This window comes from Streptomyces sp. JLBG701 (assembly GCF_058544905.1).
The window spans coordinates 3,248,314-3,266,231 of record NZ_CM178588.1; the positions used below are offsets into that span (position 1 = coordinate 3,248,314).

A 17,918-nucleotide genomic window follows, 5' to 3' on the forward strand; every position below is an offset into this window, starting at 1 on the left:
CCGTTCCGGTCCGGATCCGATCGGTAAGGTGTTCGCATGAGTACCGGGGTACGCCGAAGAATGGGAGTCGAGGAACGGCGTCAGCAGTTGATCGGCGTCGCCCTCGAACTGTTCAGCAGCCGCTCGCCCGACGAGGTCTCCATCGACGAGATAGCCGCGGCCGCGGGCATCTCGCGGCCGTTGGTCTACCACTACTTCCCCGGCAAACTCAGCCTGTACGAGGCGGCGTTGCAGCGCGCCGCGGATGATCTGGCGGAGCGTTTCGTCGTGCCCGAGGAGGGGTCGCTGGGGTCGCGGCTGCTGCGGGTCATGCGCCGGTTCTTCGACTTCGTGGACGATCACGGGCCCGGTTTCTCGGCGTTGATGCGGGGCGGTCCAGCGGCCCCCGTGGACGGAGTCCGCTCAAGGGCCGCGGCATTGTCGAGGACCAACGCGTTGGTCGAAGCGGTGCGGCAGGCCGCGTACGTCCAGATGCTCTCGCACATGAAGGTCGAAGACCCGCCCGCCCGGCTGGAGTTGGTGATCCGGTCGTGGATCTCGCTCGTCGAGTCGACGGCGCTGATCTGGCTGGACGGACGGCGGATTCCGCGCGTCGAGCTGGAGGTGCAGCTCGTGCACGACTTCGCGGCGCTGGCCGCGGTGAGCGCCTCGCACGACGAGGAGTTGGCCGCGCTGCTGCGCAAGTCACTCAAGGGCGAGCCGGGCGACGGGCCGTTCACCGACCTCGTCGTCCGACTGCTCGCACTGGCGACCCCACCGACGACGTAGACCCTCTCGGGGCTACGCGTCGAACTTCCGGTAGGACGGGTCGAGTTCGCGTACCTCGGCGGACGCGTGGAGCGCGAGTCCGTCGCCGGACTTCACGTATTGCCGCAGCAACTCCAGTACGGCTTCCGTGAGTCGGGCCTTGGTCTCGTCGGTGCGGCCGGCGAGCAGACCGAGGGTGACGTGGACGATCGCGTGGCCGACCTCGTCCCGCCCCACCGTCGTGTCCTCGGTGGCCCGGAACTGCGTCTTGCATGCCTCGTACTTCGCGGCCGCGATCTCCACCACCGATTCGTGCACGGCCAGCGCGAACCCACGCCGGTCGAAGCCCTCGGTGAGGGCCGCGGAGTAGTCGACGGTGATCTGCGGCATGAGCACTCCTAGTTCTAGGTCAACAGGACCCACCCTAGTTCGTGAGCTGCAGCGCCAGCATCGCGATGTCGTCCTCGCGTTCGTGACCGAAGGAGGAGAGGAGCGTGTCGCACAGGGCGTCCAGGCCGGGCAGGGAGCCGGAGGCGGCCGCGCGGAGGTGTTCCATCGAGGCCGCGAGGTCCGTGCCCCGGGTCTCGATCAGGCCGTCGGTGACCATGAGGAGGCGGTCGGTGGGGTCGAGGAACAGCTCGGTGGGCGGCGGGTGGGGCAGGCCCACGCCGAGCAGCGGTCCCGCGGCCTTGGCGTAGTCGGCGCTGCCGGTGTCGCGGATGATCAGCGGCGGTATGTGGCCCGCGTTGGCTATGCGGGTGCGCCCGGTGGCGGGGTCGATCAGGACCAGGCAGACGGTTGCCGTGACCTCGGGGTGGTAGTGCTGGAGCATCCGGTCGAGGTGCTCGGCGAGCACGGCCGGATCGCTCTCCTGCACGGCGTGGGCGCGCAGCGCGTGCCGGATCTCGACCATGACGGTGGCCGCGTCCAGCGAGTGCCCGACGACGTCGCCGACCGCGGTGAGCATGCCGTCGCGGGTGCGCAGCGCGGCGTAGAAGTCGCCGCCGATCTCGGCCTTCCGGGACGCGGGTACATAGCGGACCACGACGTCGATGCCGGGCAGCTCGGGCAGCCGGTCGGGGCGGGGCAGGAAGCTGTGCTGGAGGGTGAGGGCGACATGCCGCTCGACCTGGTACATGAGCAGCGGCTCGGCGGCGAGCGCGGTGGCCTGGGCGAGCTGGGCCAGCAGTGCCTCGCCCTCCAGGCCCACCCGGCGCATCCCGCGCGCGGGAGCGGCCAGGCACACCGGCGCGCCGCTGTCCTGCGTGAGAACCAGCGCCAGCCGGGCGTCCTGCTCCACGCCCGGCCGGAAGAACCCGGTGGGCCACAGCGGCGCGGGCACCGTGGTGAGCTGCACGCCGGCCTGGCTCCGGGTGAGCCGCCGCAGCAGGGCGGCCACGGCAAGGTCGGCACTCCGGTCCGGAAGGGCGACGGGAATACGGTCCCGGGACAGGCCGCGGTAGGGCTGGTCGTCCTGGTCGACGACGAAGACGGCGGCGGTGGTGCCGGTGACGCGAGAGACGCTTTCGGCGGCCGCGTCGGTGAGCTCCTGCAGGGTGCGCGCCGCCTGAATGGTGACGATCATCTCCGACAGCAGCGTGAGCCGTCGCACCAGTGCCCGGTCGTCGGCCCGCAGGCGGGCGTTGCGTACGGCGGCCCGGACCACCGCCTCGATCTCCAGGGGCTCGGCGGGCATCTTCAGATAGGCCTCGGATCCGGCGGCCAACCCCTGGCAGCAGTCGGCCGGGGGTACGGCGGCGGCCGAGAAGTGCACGACGGGCAGCCCGGCGGTGTGCGGCCGTTCCCTGAACAGGCGGCACAGGTCGAACCCACTCATGTCCGGCAGGCCCACGTCGACGAGTGCCACGTCCGGCAGGGTGCCTTTGAGCAGTCGTACGTCGAGTTCGGCGAGAGCCTCACGGCCACTGGCGACCGGGACGACCCGGTGCCCGGCACGGCTCAGCACGCTGCCCATGGCGTACCGGCTGGCCTGCACGTCGTCCACGACCATCACGGTCGTGCCTGTCCGCTTGCCATTGACGTCCATCTGTCCGTCCTTGGACACGCCGGTGGGGCAGACCGGGGTTCGGGTCTGCCCCACGAGAGTAATGCCTGTATCAGGCGGACCGGGTGAATACCGCCACAGTCCGGCCGGGAACGGCGAACGTACCCGATTCCATTTCGTACGCGGAGGACCTGACAGTGGCGTCCGCACCCGCCGACTGCACCGGGTGCAGCCGGAATCCCTTCCCGGCCAGGGCGGCGACGGTCTGCTCCTGCCGCTCAGGCGTCGCGTTGAACACGATCACGAGATCACCGAGCTCCATGGTGATCACGCCGGGTGTCTCGTTCTTCCCGGACAGCGGGAAGGAGAGCTTCGACTGCACCTGGTCCGCCGTGCCGAGGGAGAAGACGCTCTCCGTCGTACGGATCTTCAGCAGATCCTGGTACGCGGCGGAGGCGCCCTCGATCTGCGCGCAGCCGACCTTGACCGTGCTCAACAGGGGCTTGGCATATGACCACTTGGAGGCGTTGTCGGCCGCCATCGGCAGTCCGCGTGCGAAGCCGTTGCCGTCGGCGCAGTTCCAGTTGATGGCGTTGAACCAGTCGCCGCTGTCGTAGGAGTTGCGGTCCAGGGACTTGGAGCGCAGCAGGTCGGTGCCGGCCTGGGAGAGGGACGGGCCCTGCGAGAGGGTGGCCGTGGCCATGGCGAGGACCTGCATACGGGCCCGGTCGGACGCGGAGGTGCCGGCGGGCAGCTTGTACGTCAGCGCGTCGAAGAGTGACTCGTTGTCGTGGGCGTCGGCGTAGGCGAGGGCGTCGCCGGGCGCGTCCGCGTAGCCGGCGGGCGAGCCGTTGTAGTCGACCTCGGCGCCGGTGACCTCCTTGCCGTCGGTGTCGGTGAAGGTGAACGCCCTGAGGTTGCCGGACAGGCCCACCTTGATCAGGTCCTGGTAGTGCAGGAGACGGGCCTTCTGCTCGGCCGTACTCCCGTTGCTGGTCGAGGAGTTGGGGTCGGTGTAGAGCCCGGACGCGAAGCCCTGGACGCCGGGGTCCTCGTCGAAGGGGCCGCCGCCGCGTACGGCGTCCCGGGCACGGTCGGAGAAGGTCGCGACGCCGGTGCCCGCCATGTTCTGCTGCGTGGCCTGCACGAAGCGGGCGTCGTCGGCGACCTCGCCGAAGTTCCAGCCCTCGCCGTAGAGGATGATCTTCTTGCCGTCGACGCCGTCCTTGGCGAGGGTCAGCTCGTCCAGAGCCTTCCTGACCGCCAGGATGTTGGCCTTCGGGTGGTGGCCCATCAGGTCGAAGCGGAAGCCGTCGACCTTGTACTCCTTGGCCCAGGTGACGACCGAGTCGACGACCAGCTTGCCCATCATGGCGTTCTCGGTGGCGGTGTTGGCGCAGCAGGTGCTGTTCGCGACGGACCCGTCGGCCAGCAGCCGCTGGTAGTAGCCCGGTACGACCTTGTCGAGCACGGACGTGTCGGCCTGGCCGCTCGCCGCGGTGTGGTTGTAGACCACGTCCATGACGACCCTGAGGCCGTCCTCGTTGAGCGACTTGACCATTTTCCGGAATTCGACGGTACGACCGCTGCCGTCCGGGTCGGTGGCGTAGGAGCCCTCGGGGACCGTGTAGTGGTAGGGGTCGTAGCCCCAGTTGTAGGCGTCCTGTGCGGCGATCGCGGCGACGCACTCCTGCTGCTGGTCGGAGTCGGCGGCGTAGGAGGCGAGGTCGCAGTCGGTGGTCGCCTGGTCGGACTTCTTCTCGGGGATGGTGGCGATGTCGAAGGCGGGGAGGAGATGGACGTATGAAGTACCGGACTTCGCAAGCTGCTTGAGGTGCTTCGAGCCGTCGCTGGTCTTGTCGGTGAAGGCGAGATAGGTGCCGGGGTTGTCGGCCGTCTCGTCCCCGACGGAGAAGTCCCGGATGTGCAGTTCCTGGATCTGGGCGTCCTTCAGCGCCGCCGCCTCGGGCTTGGTGTAGGTCGACCAGCCGCTGGGGGCAAGGGACTTGTCGTCGAGGTCGACGACGAGGCTGCGCTCGGAGTTCGCGGTGAGGGCGACCGAGTAGGGGTCGGTGACCTTGTTGGTGACGACCAGCTGGACGGTCGGCGCCCACACCTTCACGACGTACCGGTAGGGCTTGTTCTTCCAGGACTTGGGGCCGCTGACGGACCAGACGCCGGTGGTGTCGTTCCTCTTCATGGTGACGGTGGATCCGTCGAGTTCCAGCTTTACCGACTGAGCAGTGGGCGCCCAAACGGCCAGCGTGGGACGGCCGTTGCGGAACGTCGGCCCGAGATCCGCCTTCGTCGCAGCGCCGTACACGTCGTCGAGTACGCCCGCGATCTGGACGCCCGTCGCCGCCAACACCGCGCCGTTCGCGGCCCGTTGGGAGGCGACGAGCTGGCCGGTGAGGGCCTCGCGGACGCGGTCGCGGTCACGGGGGTCGACGGTCCAGGCCGTGTAGTCCTTGAGATGCGGGAACTTGGCCTTCTGGGCGTCGGTGAGGCTGGTCTTGGACAGCCGCAGCCAGCGCTCGTCGTCACTCGTCAGCGTGCCGTCCTGCACCGCGATCGAGCCGTCGGCGGAGTAGAGCAGCTGGGTGGAGGCGGCGGCGTCGGAGCCGTTCCAGGCGACCGTGTTCCGGTCGATCCAGACCGCCTTGGACGTGGTCAGGTCGAGGGCGGCCGCGCTGCCCGCGGGCTGCGGCAGCAGGTAGTCCTCCTGGCCGTTCAAGAGCCACACCTCGTGGCCGCTGGCGGCGAGGTCGAGGGACTGGTCGGCTGGAAGGTCCTTCTCGTCGCCGTTGTGGATGATGTAACTGAGGCTGGTGGCACCGTCGGTGAGCGGTACCTCGAAGACCGCGCCATAGGCGTCAGTCTTCACCGGCTGGAGGGGGTTCGACCAGTCGGTGGGGTTCGCGGCGCCCGTCCAGACGTGGAGGCCCCAGCCGTCGTAGTCACCGTCGGCGCGGTGGTAGTGGACGACCGCCTTGGTCTTGTCCTGGTCCGGGTAGTCGGCCGTGGGCTTCTCGGTGAGGACGTCCTCCTTGCCCTGCTCGACCCAGACCTCGCCGGTCTTGGTGACGTCGATGGAGCGGTCGGCGGAGACGTCCTTGTTGCCGTCCTTGTCGATGACGAGGAACCCGACGTTGGAGGCGCCCGCCTTCAGCTTGACGTAGGCGAAGGCACCGTACGCGTCACGGCCGATGAAGGGGTGACTGTCCGGCCAGGTCGTCGACTCGCCGTCGGCGAGGTCGCCCCAGGCGTACACGCCCCAGTCGTCGTAGTCGCCGTCGGTGCGCTTGTAGTGGACGATCGCGTAGTCGCGCGAGGAGGCGGTGGGGACCTCTTCGGCGGGCGGGGTGCCGGTGGTGCTCTCGGCGGTGGCGCCCGCGGTCCGGCCTGCCGAGTCGATGACAACGGCCTTGTAGCGCAGGGCTGTTCCGGTCGCCACATCCGCCGAGATGGTCTGGGTGACCTTGTAGGGGGCGTGGTCGGCGGAACCGAGGGTCTGCCACTTGCCGTTGCCGGTCTGGGCGGCGAAGACGACGCGGTTGAGCTGTCCGCCGTCGACGTCCGCGGTGAGCTCGACGGTGCCGGTGGCGCCGGTGGCGGGGGCCTTGAGGGTGAGGGTCGGCTTGGTGGCCGGCTTGCCGAGGGGGGCCGTGGCCTTGAGGACGATCGCGGAGCCGGCCGGGACGGTGACGGTGATCTTCTTGTCGGCGTTGGAGGTGACGGCGGCCGAAGTGCCGTAGATCCCCTGGAAGTCGGTGCTCGCCGAGCCGGTCGCGAAGGTGGCCGTCTTCGCCTCGTCGGCGTTGTTGAAGGCGACGACGTACTCGGTCCTGTCCTTGCCGGTGCTCGTGCGGGAGAAGGCGTAGACGCCGGCGCCGTCGGCCGCGTAGCGCTCGGTCTGGACGCCGTCGGTGAGGGCCGGGTTGGCCTTGCGGAGCTTGGCGAGAGCACTGATCTGCTTGTAGAGCGGTGCACTTGTGTCGTAGGCGTCGGCGGCGTGGGTGCGGTCGGTGCCGAGTTCGTCGTCGTCGAGGTAGTCGGAGACCTCGGAGGCGAACATCGTCTGGCGGGCGTCCTTGTCGCCGCCGGAGCCGGTGAAGCCCTGTTCGTCGCCGTAGTAGACGACGGGGTTGCCGCGGCTGAGGAACATCAGCTCGTTGGCGAACTCGTCCTTGGCGAGGAGTTCGGCGTCGGTCGCGTCAGGGTTGTCCTGGTTGAGGAAGTACCCGATGCGGCCCATGTCGTGGTTGCCGAGGAAGGTGACCTGCTCGTACGCGTTCGCCTTGTCGGTCGTGTACTTGTAATCGTCGCCGAATACGGACGCGAGCTGCTGTGCACTGCCGCCCTGGGAGGCGTACTGGCGGGCCGCCTCCTGGAAGGGGAAGTCGAGCGTGGCATCCAGGCGGCCCTGGGTGACGTACGGCGAAGTGATCGACGTGTCGGCGGAGTAGACCTCGCCGAACATGAAGAAGTCGTCACGGCCCTGCTTGGCCGCGTACGCGTCGAGGGCCGTGGCCCACTGGGTCCAGAACTCCATGTTGACGTGCTTCACCGTGTCGATCCGGAAGCCGTCGATGCCGAAGTCCCTGACCCACCGCTGGTAGATCTTCTCCATGCCGCTGACGACCTCGGGACGCTCGGTCCACAGGTCGTCGAGGCCGGAGAAGTCGCCGTAGGTGGAGTTCTCGCCGGCGAAGGTCGAGTCGCCGCGGTTGTGGTACATCGTCGTGTCGTTGAGCCACGACGGGACCTTGACGTTCGTGCCCGCGGCCGTGGCGGTCGGCGTGCGCGGGAAGGTGTCGGCGTCGACGGCGGGGAAGTCGGATGTCCCGTCCGCGTAGTCGGCGTCGTCGAAGGGCTCGCCGTCCTTGGTCAGGTACGGGAACGCACCCTTGGACAGGTAGTCGTAGGACTTCTCCTCATAGTCGACGACATCGGCGGTGTGGTTGGTGATGACGTCGAAGAAGACCTTCATGCCCTTGGCGTGGGCCTTGGAGATGAGGGTCTCCAGGTCCTTGTTGGTGCCGAAGTGCGGGTCGACCTGGGTGAAGTCGGTGATCCAGTAACCGTGGTAGCCGGCGGAGGCGTTGCTCCCCGTCCCCTGCACGGGCTGGTTCTTGAAGATCGGGGCCATCCAGATGGAGGTGGTGCCCAGGCCCTTGATGTAGTCGAGGCGCTTGGTCAGGCCCTTGAGGTCGCCGCCCTGGTAGAAGCCCTTGTCGGTGGGGTCGTAGCCGGTGCTCAGGCGCGAACCCGTGAGCCCGCCCTCGTCGTTGGCGGTGTCGCCGTTGGCGAAGCGGTCCGGCAGCACGAAGTAGAACTGCTCGCGGGTGTCGTCGTGCCGGGCGGGCTCGGCGGCGAGCTTCGCGTCGGACGGGGGTGCGGGCGGGGTGTCGGCCCGGGCCGCGAGGGGCTGGACGAGCGCTGCGGCCAGCGCGGTCACGGTGACCGCGGCGATCCGTGCGGCATGGGCTTTACGGTGCCTCGACGGCACCGGCCATCTCGGTATCACTGAAGGGGACTCCTTGCGATCGCGGCTCTCGTGGGTCCGACCCCGCGCGACCGTATCGCCGCCGTAAGGCTTACAGCAAGAGTCCTGAAAGAACCGGTAAGAAGTTTCAGTACGTCTCCATACGGCCGCGCGCCGCCTGATGGGGCGACGCGCGGTCACGGGGAGGGCCGGAGGGTGGTGGCTCAGCAGCTCGACTTGCCGGCGTAGATCGCCAGGGCGGTGTTGGAGCTCAGGGTGGCGGTGAACTGGCCGCTGGAGTTCACGGTCACCGTCGTGTTGTTCTGCACGTTGCAGTACGTGCCCGCCGCGAGGGAGGTCTGGTAGGTCCGACTCAGGCTGCTCGACTCGTGGTTGATGGTGACGTAGCCCTTGCTGCCGCGGCCGAAGGCGATGGCGTCGGCGCCGTTGTCCCACCAGTTGGTGACCGACTCGCCGCGCGTGGCGTTGCGGAAGGCGACCATGCGGAGGATCTCCGGCCAGGCGTGCTGGCACTTCCAGCCGTCCGACCAACAGGCGTTGACCGTACCGCCGTTGGGCGGGCCGGCGTCCGAGTCGGACCACTCGTAGCCGGAGTTGATGTCCGGGGCGCCGTACGGGTAGGCGAGCATGAAGACGTTCGCCAGGGTGTAGTTGGCACCGTCCTTGTAGTTGAGGGTGGAGCCGTTGCGCTCGGTGTCGTGGTTGTCGACGAAGACACCGGCGACCGAGCTGCTCATGTAGCCCCAGCCTTCACCGTAGTTGGTGAGGTAGGCGAGGTTCTCGTTGTTGAAGACGCGCTTGAGGTCGTACGCGTAACGGAACTCCTGCACATCCCCGTTGCCCGTGTACTCGGTGGGCTGGACGGCCTCTCCACTGCCGTAGATGACCTCCTGCTTCCAGTAGACGGAGGTGTTGGACAGACGCGACTTGATGTTGGCGAGGTCGGTCGCCGGGATGTGCTTGGCCGCGTCGATGCGGAAGCCGTCGACGCCGTAGCCGAGGAGGGTGTTCATGTATCCGGCGATCGTCGCGCGGACGTACTCCTCGCCCGTGTCCAGGTCGGCGAGGCCGACGAGTTCGCAGTTCTGGACGTTGGTGCGGTTGGTGTAGTCGCTGATCGTCGCCGTGCAGTCGTCGAAGTCGTAGGAGGAGTACAGGCCGGGGTAGTTGTACTTCGTGTACGACGAACCGCCGGTGCCGGTGCCGCTGCCCGCGGACATGTGGTTGATGACGGTGTCGGCGACGACCTTCACACCGGCGGCGTGACAGATGGTCACCATGTTCTGGAAGGCGGTGGCGTCACCGAGCCGGCCGGCGATCTTGTAGCTGACGGGCTGGTAGGAGGTCCACCACTGCGAGCCCTGGATGTGCTCGGCGGGCGGGGAGACCTGGACGTAGCCGTAGCCGGCGGGGCCGAGGGTGTTGGTGCACTCCTTGGCGACCGAGGCGAAGTTCCACTCGAACATCACCGCGGTGACGTCCTTGGTGCCGGGCGGGGAGGCGTACGCGGCGGTGGGGGCCAGGACGGCGGCCGCGGTGGCGAGCGCGGTGGCCGCGGCACTGGCGGTTGCGGACCATCTCGATATCACGTGGGGGCTCCTTGCGTGACGGCCAGGCGTCTTTGCCCGGCGCCGGCGAGAACGTACCGCTAACGAAAGCTTTACAGCAAGGGCCTTGAAAGTCACAGCAAGAACTTTCACACGGTCTCTTGACGTGCCCTTCTCAACTACCCCACGCTCACGACTTGTTGAATCCCTGACGTCCGCTCGACTTCAGCTCCGGGAGCCGCATATGACCACCAGACACCACCCGCCGGGTGTCCTGCGCCGCGCCGCGACCGCCGCGGCCGCCGGCGCGCTCGCACTGGCCGGCGCGATGGCCCTGCCCGCCGCCACCGCCCACGCGGACGCCACCACCTCCGGCGATGTGATCGCCAACCTGTGGGAGTACAACTGGGATTCGGTCGCGAGCGAGTGCACCGACGTCCTGGGCCCGAACGGCTACGGCGCGGTGTGGGTCGCGCCGCCGTCGGAGTCGTTGAAGCAGACCAACTACTACTGGTGGGACGTCTACCAGCCGTACTCCTACGACTTGAACGGCCGTTTCGGTACGGCGGCTCAGTTCGCGTCGATGGTGGATGCCTGCCACGACGCGGGCCTGAAGGTATACACGGACGCGGTGATCAACCACACCGCCGCCCAGACCGGCACCGGCTACAACGGCACGACGCTCACCAACAAGTACGACACCGCCGACTGGGATCCGGACGACTTCCACACGTCCACGGAGTGCTCCGACTCCGACCTGATCATCGACGACTGGTCCAACCTCACCGAGATCCAGAACTGCGAACTCCTGGGCCTGCCCGACCTGGAGACCGAGGACGACGACATCCGCTCCGGCATCGCCGCCTTCCTCAACAAGCAGATCGCACTGGGCGTGGACGGCTTCCGCATCGACGCGGCCAAGCACATCCCGGTCACGGATCTGAACGCGATCTGGTCGAAGCTGAGCACCACGGCGTCGGGCGGAACGCCGTACATCTTCCAGGAGGTGTACCCGGGTTCGACGCCGGCGGCGAGCGACTACTACTCGACCGGCGACGTCCTGGACTTCACATACGCGAGCAAGTTGAAGTCGGCGTTCCAGGGCAATGTGAGCGACCTTGAGTCGCTGTCGTCGTCGGGTGTGCTGACCCCCGCCAACTCGGTGTCCTTCGTGACCAACCACGACACCGAGCGCAACGGCCTGCACATGAGCTACAAGGACGGCGACACCTATCGCCTCGCCAACGTCTTCGAGCTCGCCTACAAATGGGCGACCCCGACGATCTACTCCGGCTTCGAATGGTCGTCCTCCGACCAGGCCCCGCCGAACTCCAACGGCTTCGTCACCGACACCAACTGCTCCAGCGGCTGGTACTGCCTGCAACGCGACACCGCGATCACCGGCATGGTGAAGTGGCACAACGCGGTGGGTTCGGAGGCGGTGTCCAACTGGTCGACGAAGTCGTCGAGCGTGATCGGCTTCGGCAGGGGCACCGGCGGCTACATCGCGCTGAACAACGGTTCGTCGGCGGCGACTTACACCTTCACGACCGGGATGGCCGACGGCACGTACACGAACGTCATCGACAACGGCGCGACGACGGTGACGGTGTCGGGCGGCAACGCGACGCTCACGATCCCCGCGAAGAGCGCGATCGCCTTCTACGACGGCGAGTTCACGCCGTGCACGACGTGCGAGGACGATGACGACGACTCGACGTCGACGGTCACGGCGACCTTCAACGAGTACGCGGCGACGACGACCGGGCAGGACGTGTACGTCGTCGGCTCGATCGCGGCGCTGGGTTCCTGGAACACCTCGAACGCGATCAAGCTGTCCTCGACCGGCTACCCGATCTGGTCGGGTGGGGTGAGCGTGCCGATCAACACGTCGTTCGAGTACAAATATATAAAGCGCGACAGTTCCGGCAATGTGACCTGGGAGTCGAACGCCAACAGGACGGTGTCCACGACCACTTCGGCGGTCAACTTCACCAACTCCTGGAATGTGGCGAGCGCGAACGCCACCGACGTCACCTTTAACGTGACCGCCACGACCGACTGGGGCACCAATGTCTACGTCGTCGGCTCCATCGCCTCCCTCGGCTCCTGGAACACGTCCGACGCGATTCCGCTGTCGTCGGCTTCGTACCCGACATGGAACAAGCTGGCGATCGTGCCGAAGAGTACGACGTTCGAGTATAAATTCCTAAAAAAGGACAGCTCTGGAAACGTGACGTGGGAGTCCGGTACGAACCGCTCGTACACCACGGGTAGTTCCTCGGGCTACACCACTGGCGACACCTGGAGGTAGTCACGCACCTCGATGCCTTCGAGCGGGCTGCCACCAAGATGTCTCCTCGGCGGCAGCCCGCTCCGTCGTACGTAAGTCGAAGCCGTGACCGATCGCCAAGAGTGTCGTTGATCCTGTCGTATGAAAGCCGACATGGGACGAAAGTACCGCCTGTACCCCACCCCTGGGCAGGAGGAGGTCCTCACCGCGTGGGGGCATTCAGCACGCGCCTTGTGGAATCTGGCACTGGAGCAACGCCAGTACGTCTACAAACAACGGGGCGCGACGCTGCGGTCCATGGAACAGAGCCTGCATCTCACGGTTGCGAGAGCCGAAGTCGACTGGATCGCGGAGCTTCCGGCGACTGCGGGGCACCAGGTACTGCGTCACCTTGACTCCGCATTCGACAATTTCTTCAACCCCTCCCATCCCGCCCGGTATCCACAGTTCAAGAAACGCGGCCGTCCGCTGAAGCTGTCGTTCCCTGGACAGACGGTCAGGGTGCGCAAGCTGAGCCGCCACTGGGCAGAGGTGCGGCTACCCAAGATTGGGTGGGTGCGCTTCCGTCTCTCTCGTGCGTTGGGTGGGACGCTTCGCAACACCACGATCAGTAAGAACGGCACTGGTTGGCACGTCTCGTTCGGCGTGGCCACGGGGGTCAAGCCGGGGCCTCGCCTCGACAAGCCTGGGTGCGGAGTTGATTTCGGAGTTGCTGCATCCGCCTTCTTGTCCACGGAAGACGCGCCGAGACGAATGCCCGCGACGCTCACCAAGGCGGAGGAGTCCCGGCTCCGGCACCTTGAGCAGAAGAAGGCCCGACAGACCGCCTACGCAACGAAGCATCAAGGGGGTCGCTACAGCAAGCGCCTCCGGCGCACTCTCGCGCAGATCGCGAAGATCAAGGCCCGGCAGGCCAATCGGAGAAGAGACTTCACGCACAAGTTGACCACTGACCTCGCCAAGAACCACGGCTATGTCGGTATCGAAGACCTGCGTGTGATGAATATGACCAAGAGCGCCAAGGGCACTGCTGAACGTCCGGGTGTGAAGGTGAAGGCCAAGGCCGCGTTGAATCGGTCGGTCCTGGACAACTGTCCTGGGGAGCGGCGCAGACAACTTGAGTACAAGTGCAGGATTTTCGGGTCGGAGGTACGGGCGGTTCCTGCCTTCCACACCTCCAACACCTGCGGGAATCCCGACTGCGGAAAGGTCGATCCAGCGTCACGGTCAGGTTGTGGCCGCCTCTTCGTCTGCGTGCACTGCGGATTCGAGGACGACGCCGACCACAATGCCGCCGTCGAGATTCACGCCCGAGCCCGCCGGACGGGTGGCTCGGTCAACAACAGCACGCGCAGACGCTCTACAGCGTCGAGTCCCGGTGAAGGCCGGGGGCGGTTGCGTGAAGCCCAGACCACTGTCACCGGACAGTGATGGGAATCGTGGCCTGCGACGGGCAACGAGTGTCGTCAAAAGTTCATCAAGAAGGACATGTTCGAGCGGCCTTGGCGGTCATGCCAGAGGCCCGGTTCGTACCCTCGTCGCTATTCCGTACGGAGGCCGCTCGATCAGTAAACGGTCTCTTCGGTTGTCGGCTCCGGGGTGTCATCGGCGGTGATCTCGGCCAGCAGGGTGCGGGCTTGTTGGAGACGCGGGTGCTCCGGATGCAGAGACCGTTCGCAATCAGCCAGCGCCTGACGGGCTGCCGTTTCCGCCTCGCTCCGGCGTCCCAGGCCGTGCAGCGCGGCGGCTGTGGCCATGTCCAGTCGCCCGCTCTGCTCTCGAACCCGGTGTGGGGTGAATCGACGCGCCTCGGTGAGCGCTTCGTCCTGACGCCCTTGGCCGTTCAGACTGTTGACCAGGCCACAGTGCAGGGACGCGAGCGTACGTCGTGCAGCGCGGGGCAGGTTTCCCCGGGCGATGGTCTCGGCCTCCTCGTAGCGGGCCTGCCCGCAGAGCGCGTCAACGAGGTTGGAGAGCACGGACAACTCGACACTCTGCACCGACATCAGATGCTTGAGCCGGGTCAGTTCGCGCAGAACGGCCAGCCCTTCCGCCTCGGCCTCGCCGTAACGCCGCTCGTCGTTGAGGACGGCCATGCGGTTCCTCCGCACACCCAGCAGGAGCAACCGATACGGTCCCGCCGTCTCGTTCAGCTCTGCCGCGAGCGAGTCCATCTCGTTTAGCGCCTGTGCCCCGCGCCCGTGGGCACACGCTGCGGCCGTGGCCATGAACCTCGCGTACTGCCCCAGGGCGAGGCGCCGGGAACGGCTGTGCAAGCGCCCCGCTTTCGCCTCAAGTGCCCGGGCCCCGGTCTCGACCGCCTCGTACGCGTCTTCGTCCCAGAGCTGGTAGAGGCGCTCGATGTCAGCCTCGTCCCGCGCGTGGCCCCATTTCGCCCAAGTGATCTCCACAGGCGATGAGGCTACGTGAGAACTCGGGCCGAACACAGCTGCGGCCGGTGTCGCCGACAGAACAGGGCCCGCCATCTCAACAGGCAGCGGGCCCTCTCCAGGGAGAACGACCACCAGGCCGTCGTCCACCACATCGTCGTGTCCGACGGAACCTTCGTCTCGCCGTCGGCCTGCCAAACTGCTGGAGCTGTTACGGACCGCCGCAACCGATCGCGCGGGACAGCGACGCCCGTTCAGGATTCGGTGAGCAGGATCTGGACCAGGCCGACCCTGTTTTCCTCCTCGGCTTTGGTGTGGGTGGCCCGGACCCTCCAGCGGCCTGCGGGCAGCTGGACCAATGCCTGGGCGGGCATTCCGCCGCCGGGATACTCGATGCTCAGGTCGGAGCCTGCCTCGGCGGAGTCCATGAGCACGGCTGGGCCGTCCGACACCCATGTCCCGCACTCCTCCCACACGGTGGCGGGGTCGTCCAGGACGACCTCTGCTGCCGCCTTCAGCCCGGCCTCGGAGTATGCGGCCAGCCCTCCGCAGGAAAGCTCGGTGCTCGGGCAGGTAGCAGCCGGTGGCCGGCTCGTCCGCCAGCACCAGTGCCTGCGCACCGTTGTCGCCGACGGCGATCACCGCGGCCAGGTCGTCCACGGCACAGGCCCGGTCGTAGTCGTCCGGAGCGGTGGCGTCTCCCGCGATGACCCCGGTCTCCGTACACCCACCCCAGGCGTCCACCGCGGAGACGGGGACGACGATCAGGGGTCCGCCCATCGACCCCACCCAGACAGGAGAGGCAGAGGACGCATCAGCTGCGGTAGCGGAAGCGGCGCACATGCCGCCAGTGTGCCCTCCCACTACGTCCCTGGGCATTCCTCCGAGGAAGTCAGGCTGGAGCTTGTGCTCTTCCCCGGAGATGGTGACGTGACCAGGCCCGGACGTCTCCTGGTCCCTGCATCTGAGGCTCTGCCTGGACAAGGACGTCGAGCTCGTCTTCGGCCGACTGCTCCCCGCCTCTGAGCGGAACGCCGTCACCGGGACACGGTGGCGGTGTTCCGGCGTGTCGTCGTCCCGGTCAAGGGGGCCAAGGCCGCCAGCAGGAGCAGGGCGCAGAGCGGAATCAGGTCGAGGGAGAGGGCGAGGACTACGAAGGCGGCGAGTACCAGGGGCGGGCTCCAAGCCGGGAGGCGACGCGGTCGGCCGACCGCCAGGATGGTCAGCAGGGTGAGCCAGCCCAGCTGGGGAAGGCGAGGGGGCCGATCAGTTGGAGGGCATCGGGGAGCGCTGTGAAGTCTTGGAAGAGGTCGCCCAGGATCACCCAGAGGAAGCAGGCGATGCCGAACAGGCTTGCTGCGGCGGACGCGTTCGCGGCGAGGCGGGTGCGTGCGATGGGGGGCGGGATCAGGTGGCGCAGGCCGGCGGTCAGGACACCGAGGAGCGCGAAGGCGACGAAGAAGAAGGAGTGGCCCAGGTTCCAGGCGAGGCCTGGGCCGTGGTAGCCGTCGGCGCCGTCGATCAGTCTGAGGACGCCATAGAGGAACAAGAAGGCCGGGGCGACGAGGGCCGGGACGCGGACTGCCGCGGGTGTTGAGGTCATGTCAGTAAATTCGCAGGTCGGCGGTCTCAGACCCATCGGGGCGGCCCCTCACTCGGCCCTGGTCGCGCCCCTAGGGGTACGCCGGAGGCCCGCCACCTCAACAGGCTACGGGCCTCCGCGAGTTGGGGCCGGGGTCAGGCCGTCGTCCACCACACCGTCGTGTCCGCCGGTACCTTCGTCTCGTCGTCCGCCTCCGTCACCTCGCCGCTCGTCAGCAGGACGCGGCCGTAGGCCGGAGTCGTCACCGACTCGCCGCTCGTGTTGGCGACGCAGACGAACTCGCCGCGGCGGAAGGCGAGTACGCCCTCGGGGGCGCGCAGCCACTCCACCGCGTCGCCTGTGCCGAGGTCGGGCTGGGAGCGGCGGATGCTCAGTGCCGAGCGGTACAGCTCAAGCGTCGAGCCCGGCTCGCCCTCCTGCGCCTCGACGCTCAACTCGCCCCAGCTGTCCGGCTGAGGGAGCCAGCTGCCGCCAGTGCCGAAGCCGTACGACGATCCCGTGCGCGTCCAGGGGATCGGCACCCGGCAGCCGTCGCGGAAGCCGTCCTGGCCTGCGCCGCGGAAGTAGGCGGGGTCCTGGCGGACCTCGTCCGGGAGGTCGACCACGTCCGGGAGACCGAGTTCCTCGCCCTGGTAGACGTACGCCGATCCCGGGAGCGCCAGCATCAGCAGCGTCGCTGCCCTGGCGCGACGCAGGCCCAGCTCCCTGTCGCCCGCCTCGCGGATCTGCGTGCCCAGGCCGGGCGGGTTGGCGAAGCGGGTCGCGTGGCGAGTCACGTCGTGGTTCGACAGGACCCATGTTGCCGGGGCGCCCACCGGGCGCATCGCCTCCAGCGTGCGGTCGATGCAGCCGCGCAGCTCGTCCGCGTCCCAATGCGTGCTCAGGTACTGGAAGTTGAAGGCCTGGTGCAGCTCGTCCGGGCGGACGTAGTTCGCCGTACGCTCGATCGTCGGAGTCCAGGCCTCCGCCACGAAGATGCGCTCGCCCGAGTACTCGTCGAGGATGACGCGCCACTGGCGGTACACCTCATGCACGCCGTCCTGGTCGAAGAACGGCATGACATCGTTGCCCAGCAGCTTCAGCTGCTCGTGCGAACCCAGGTCCGGCAGGCCCTCCGCCTTCACCAGGCCATGAGCCACGTCGATGCGGAAGCCGTCCACGCCCATGTCCAGCCAGAAGCGCAGGATCGAGCGGAACTCGTCGCCCACCGCCGGGTGTTCCCAGTTGAAGTCCGGCTGCTCCGGCGCGAAGAGGTGCAGGTACCACTCGCCGAGGGAGCCGTCCGGTTCCGTCACCCGCGTCCACGCCGGGCCGCCGAAGATGGACTCCCAGTCGTTGGGCGGGAGTTCGCCGTTCTTGCCCTTGCCGGGGCGGAAGTGGTAGCGCTCCCGCAGAGGCGAGCCGGGGCCTTCCCGCAGGGCCCGCTTGAACCACTCGTACTGGTCGGAGGAGTGGTTCGGAACCAGGTCGACGATGATCCGCAGCCCCAGCTCGTGCGCGTCGCGGATCAGCGCGTCGGCGTCCAGCAGGTTGCCGAACATGGGGTCCACGGCCCGGTAGTCGGCGACGTCGTAGCCGGCGTCGGCCTGCGGGGAGGCGTAGAACGGGCTGAGCCACACGGCGTCCACACCGAGGTCGCGCAGATACGGGAGTCTGGAACGTACGCCCTCCAGGTCACCCATGCCGTCGCCGTTGCTGTCGGCGAAACTGCGCGGATAGACCTGGTAGATCACCGCATCCCGCCACCAGTCACTGCGCGAATCGCGGCGCTTGGCTTCGGCGGGGTTCGGGGCCGGGGCAGTAGCGGAGTGCTGCTGGGTCATGGCG

Annotated in this window: 11 protein-coding genes and 1 pseudogene; 3 read left to right on the forward strand and 9 right to left on the reverse strand. The window is 67.6% G+C overall.

The features are described 5' to 3' along the window. Positions 1-36: 36 nt before the first annotated feature. Positions 37-768 (forward strand): TetR/AcrR family transcriptional regulator, encoded by a 732-nt coding sequence (locus AC5DRG_RS14880; RefSeq protein ID WP_491810970.1) that lies wholly within the window; start codon positions 37-39, stop codon positions 766-768. A gap of 12 nt (positions 769-780) precedes the next feature. Here the strand turns inward: AC5DRG_RS14880 and AC5DRG_RS14885 are convergent, their stop codons facing one another. From AC5DRG_RS14885 to AC5DRG_RS14900, 4 genes are all read right to left on the reverse strand, one after another. After that, the gene (locus tag AC5DRG_RS14885; protein ID WP_491810971.1) at positions 781-1,137 is read right to left on the reverse strand and encodes a 5-carboxymethyl-2-hydroxymuconate Delta-isomerase; all 357 of its coding nucleotides are present in this window, start codon (positions 1,135-1,137) and stop codon (positions 781-783) included. A gap of 34 nt (positions 1,138-1,171) precedes the next feature. Continuing rightward, positions 1,172-2,794, reverse strand: coding sequence for a SpoIIE family protein phosphatase (locus AC5DRG_RS14890; protein WP_491813041.1), 1,623 nt, complete (start codon positions 2,792-2,794; stop codon positions 1,172-1,174). 70 nt (positions 2,795-2,864) lie between these two features. After that, entirely contained in the window at positions 2,865-8,279 is a 5,415-nt protein-coding gene (gene pulA, locus AC5DRG_RS14895) for a pullulanase-type alpha-1,6-glucosidase (protein ID WP_491810972.1), read from the reverse strand. Between the two features lie 182 nt (positions 8,280-8,461). Continuing rightward, positions 8,462-9,847, reverse strand: a complete 1,386-nt coding sequence (locus AC5DRG_RS14900; RefSeq protein ID WP_491810973.1) for an alpha-amylase — start codon at positions 9,845-9,847, stop codon at positions 8,462-8,464. Positions 9,848-10,049: 202 nt separating this feature from the next. Here AC5DRG_RS14900 and AC5DRG_RS14905 point away from each other — a divergent pair, with 202 nt between their 5' ends. Beyond that, on the forward strand, positions 10,050-12,119 hold the full coding sequence (locus tag AC5DRG_RS14905) for a carbohydrate-binding module family 20 domain-containing protein (RefSeq protein ID WP_491810974.1): 2,070 nt from the start codon (positions 10,050-10,052) through the stop codon (positions 12,117-12,119). A gap of 132 nt (positions 12,120-12,251) precedes the next feature. Beyond that, positions 12,252-13,529: an RNA-guided endonuclease InsQ/TnpB family protein gene (locus AC5DRG_RS14910; protein ID WP_491810975.1), complete on the forward strand. Its 1,278-nt coding sequence runs from the start codon at positions 12,252-12,254 to the stop codon at positions 13,527-13,529. Positions 13,530-13,663: 134 nt separating this feature from the next. On the opposite strand, the gene AC5DRG_RS14915 is transcribed toward AC5DRG_RS14910, so the two are convergent. The 5 genes and pseudogenes from AC5DRG_RS14915 to AC5DRG_RS14935 all read right to left on the reverse strand — a co-directional run bounded on the left by AC5DRG_RS14915 (position 13,664) and on the right by AC5DRG_RS14935 (position 17,914). After that, positions 13,664-14,509 carry a tetratricopeptide repeat protein gene (locus tag AC5DRG_RS14915; RefSeq protein WP_491813042.1) on the reverse strand — a complete coding sequence of 282 codons (846 nt, stop codon included), beginning with the start codon at positions 14,507-14,509 and terminating at the stop codon, positions 13,664-13,666. A 233-nt stretch (positions 14,510-14,742) separates the two neighbouring features. Then, positions 14,743-15,108, reverse strand: coding sequence for an Imm21 family immunity protein (locus AC5DRG_RS14920; RefSeq protein ID WP_491810976.1), 366 nt, complete (start codon positions 15,106-15,108; stop codon positions 14,743-14,745). Beyond that, positions 15,092-15,367, reverse strand: a pseudogene (locus AC5DRG_RS14925) (Imm21 family immunity protein); the annotation flags it as partial. The pseudogene AC5DRG_RS14925 and the gene AC5DRG_RS14920, both read right to left, overlap by 17 nt. Before the next feature lie 343 nt (positions 15,368-15,710). Further along, the gene (locus AC5DRG_RS14930; protein WP_491810977.1) at positions 15,711-16,091 is read right to left on the reverse strand and encodes a hypothetical protein; all 381 of its coding nucleotides are present in this window, start codon (positions 16,089-16,091) and stop codon (positions 15,711-15,713) included. Between the two features lie 134 nt (positions 16,092-16,225). Continuing rightward, on the reverse strand, positions 16,226-17,914 hold the full coding sequence (locus AC5DRG_RS14935) for a glycoside hydrolase family 13 protein (protein ID WP_491810978.1): 1,689 nt from the start codon (positions 17,912-17,914) through the stop codon (positions 16,226-16,228). Between the last annotated feature and the right edge of the window lie 4 nt (positions 17,915-17,918).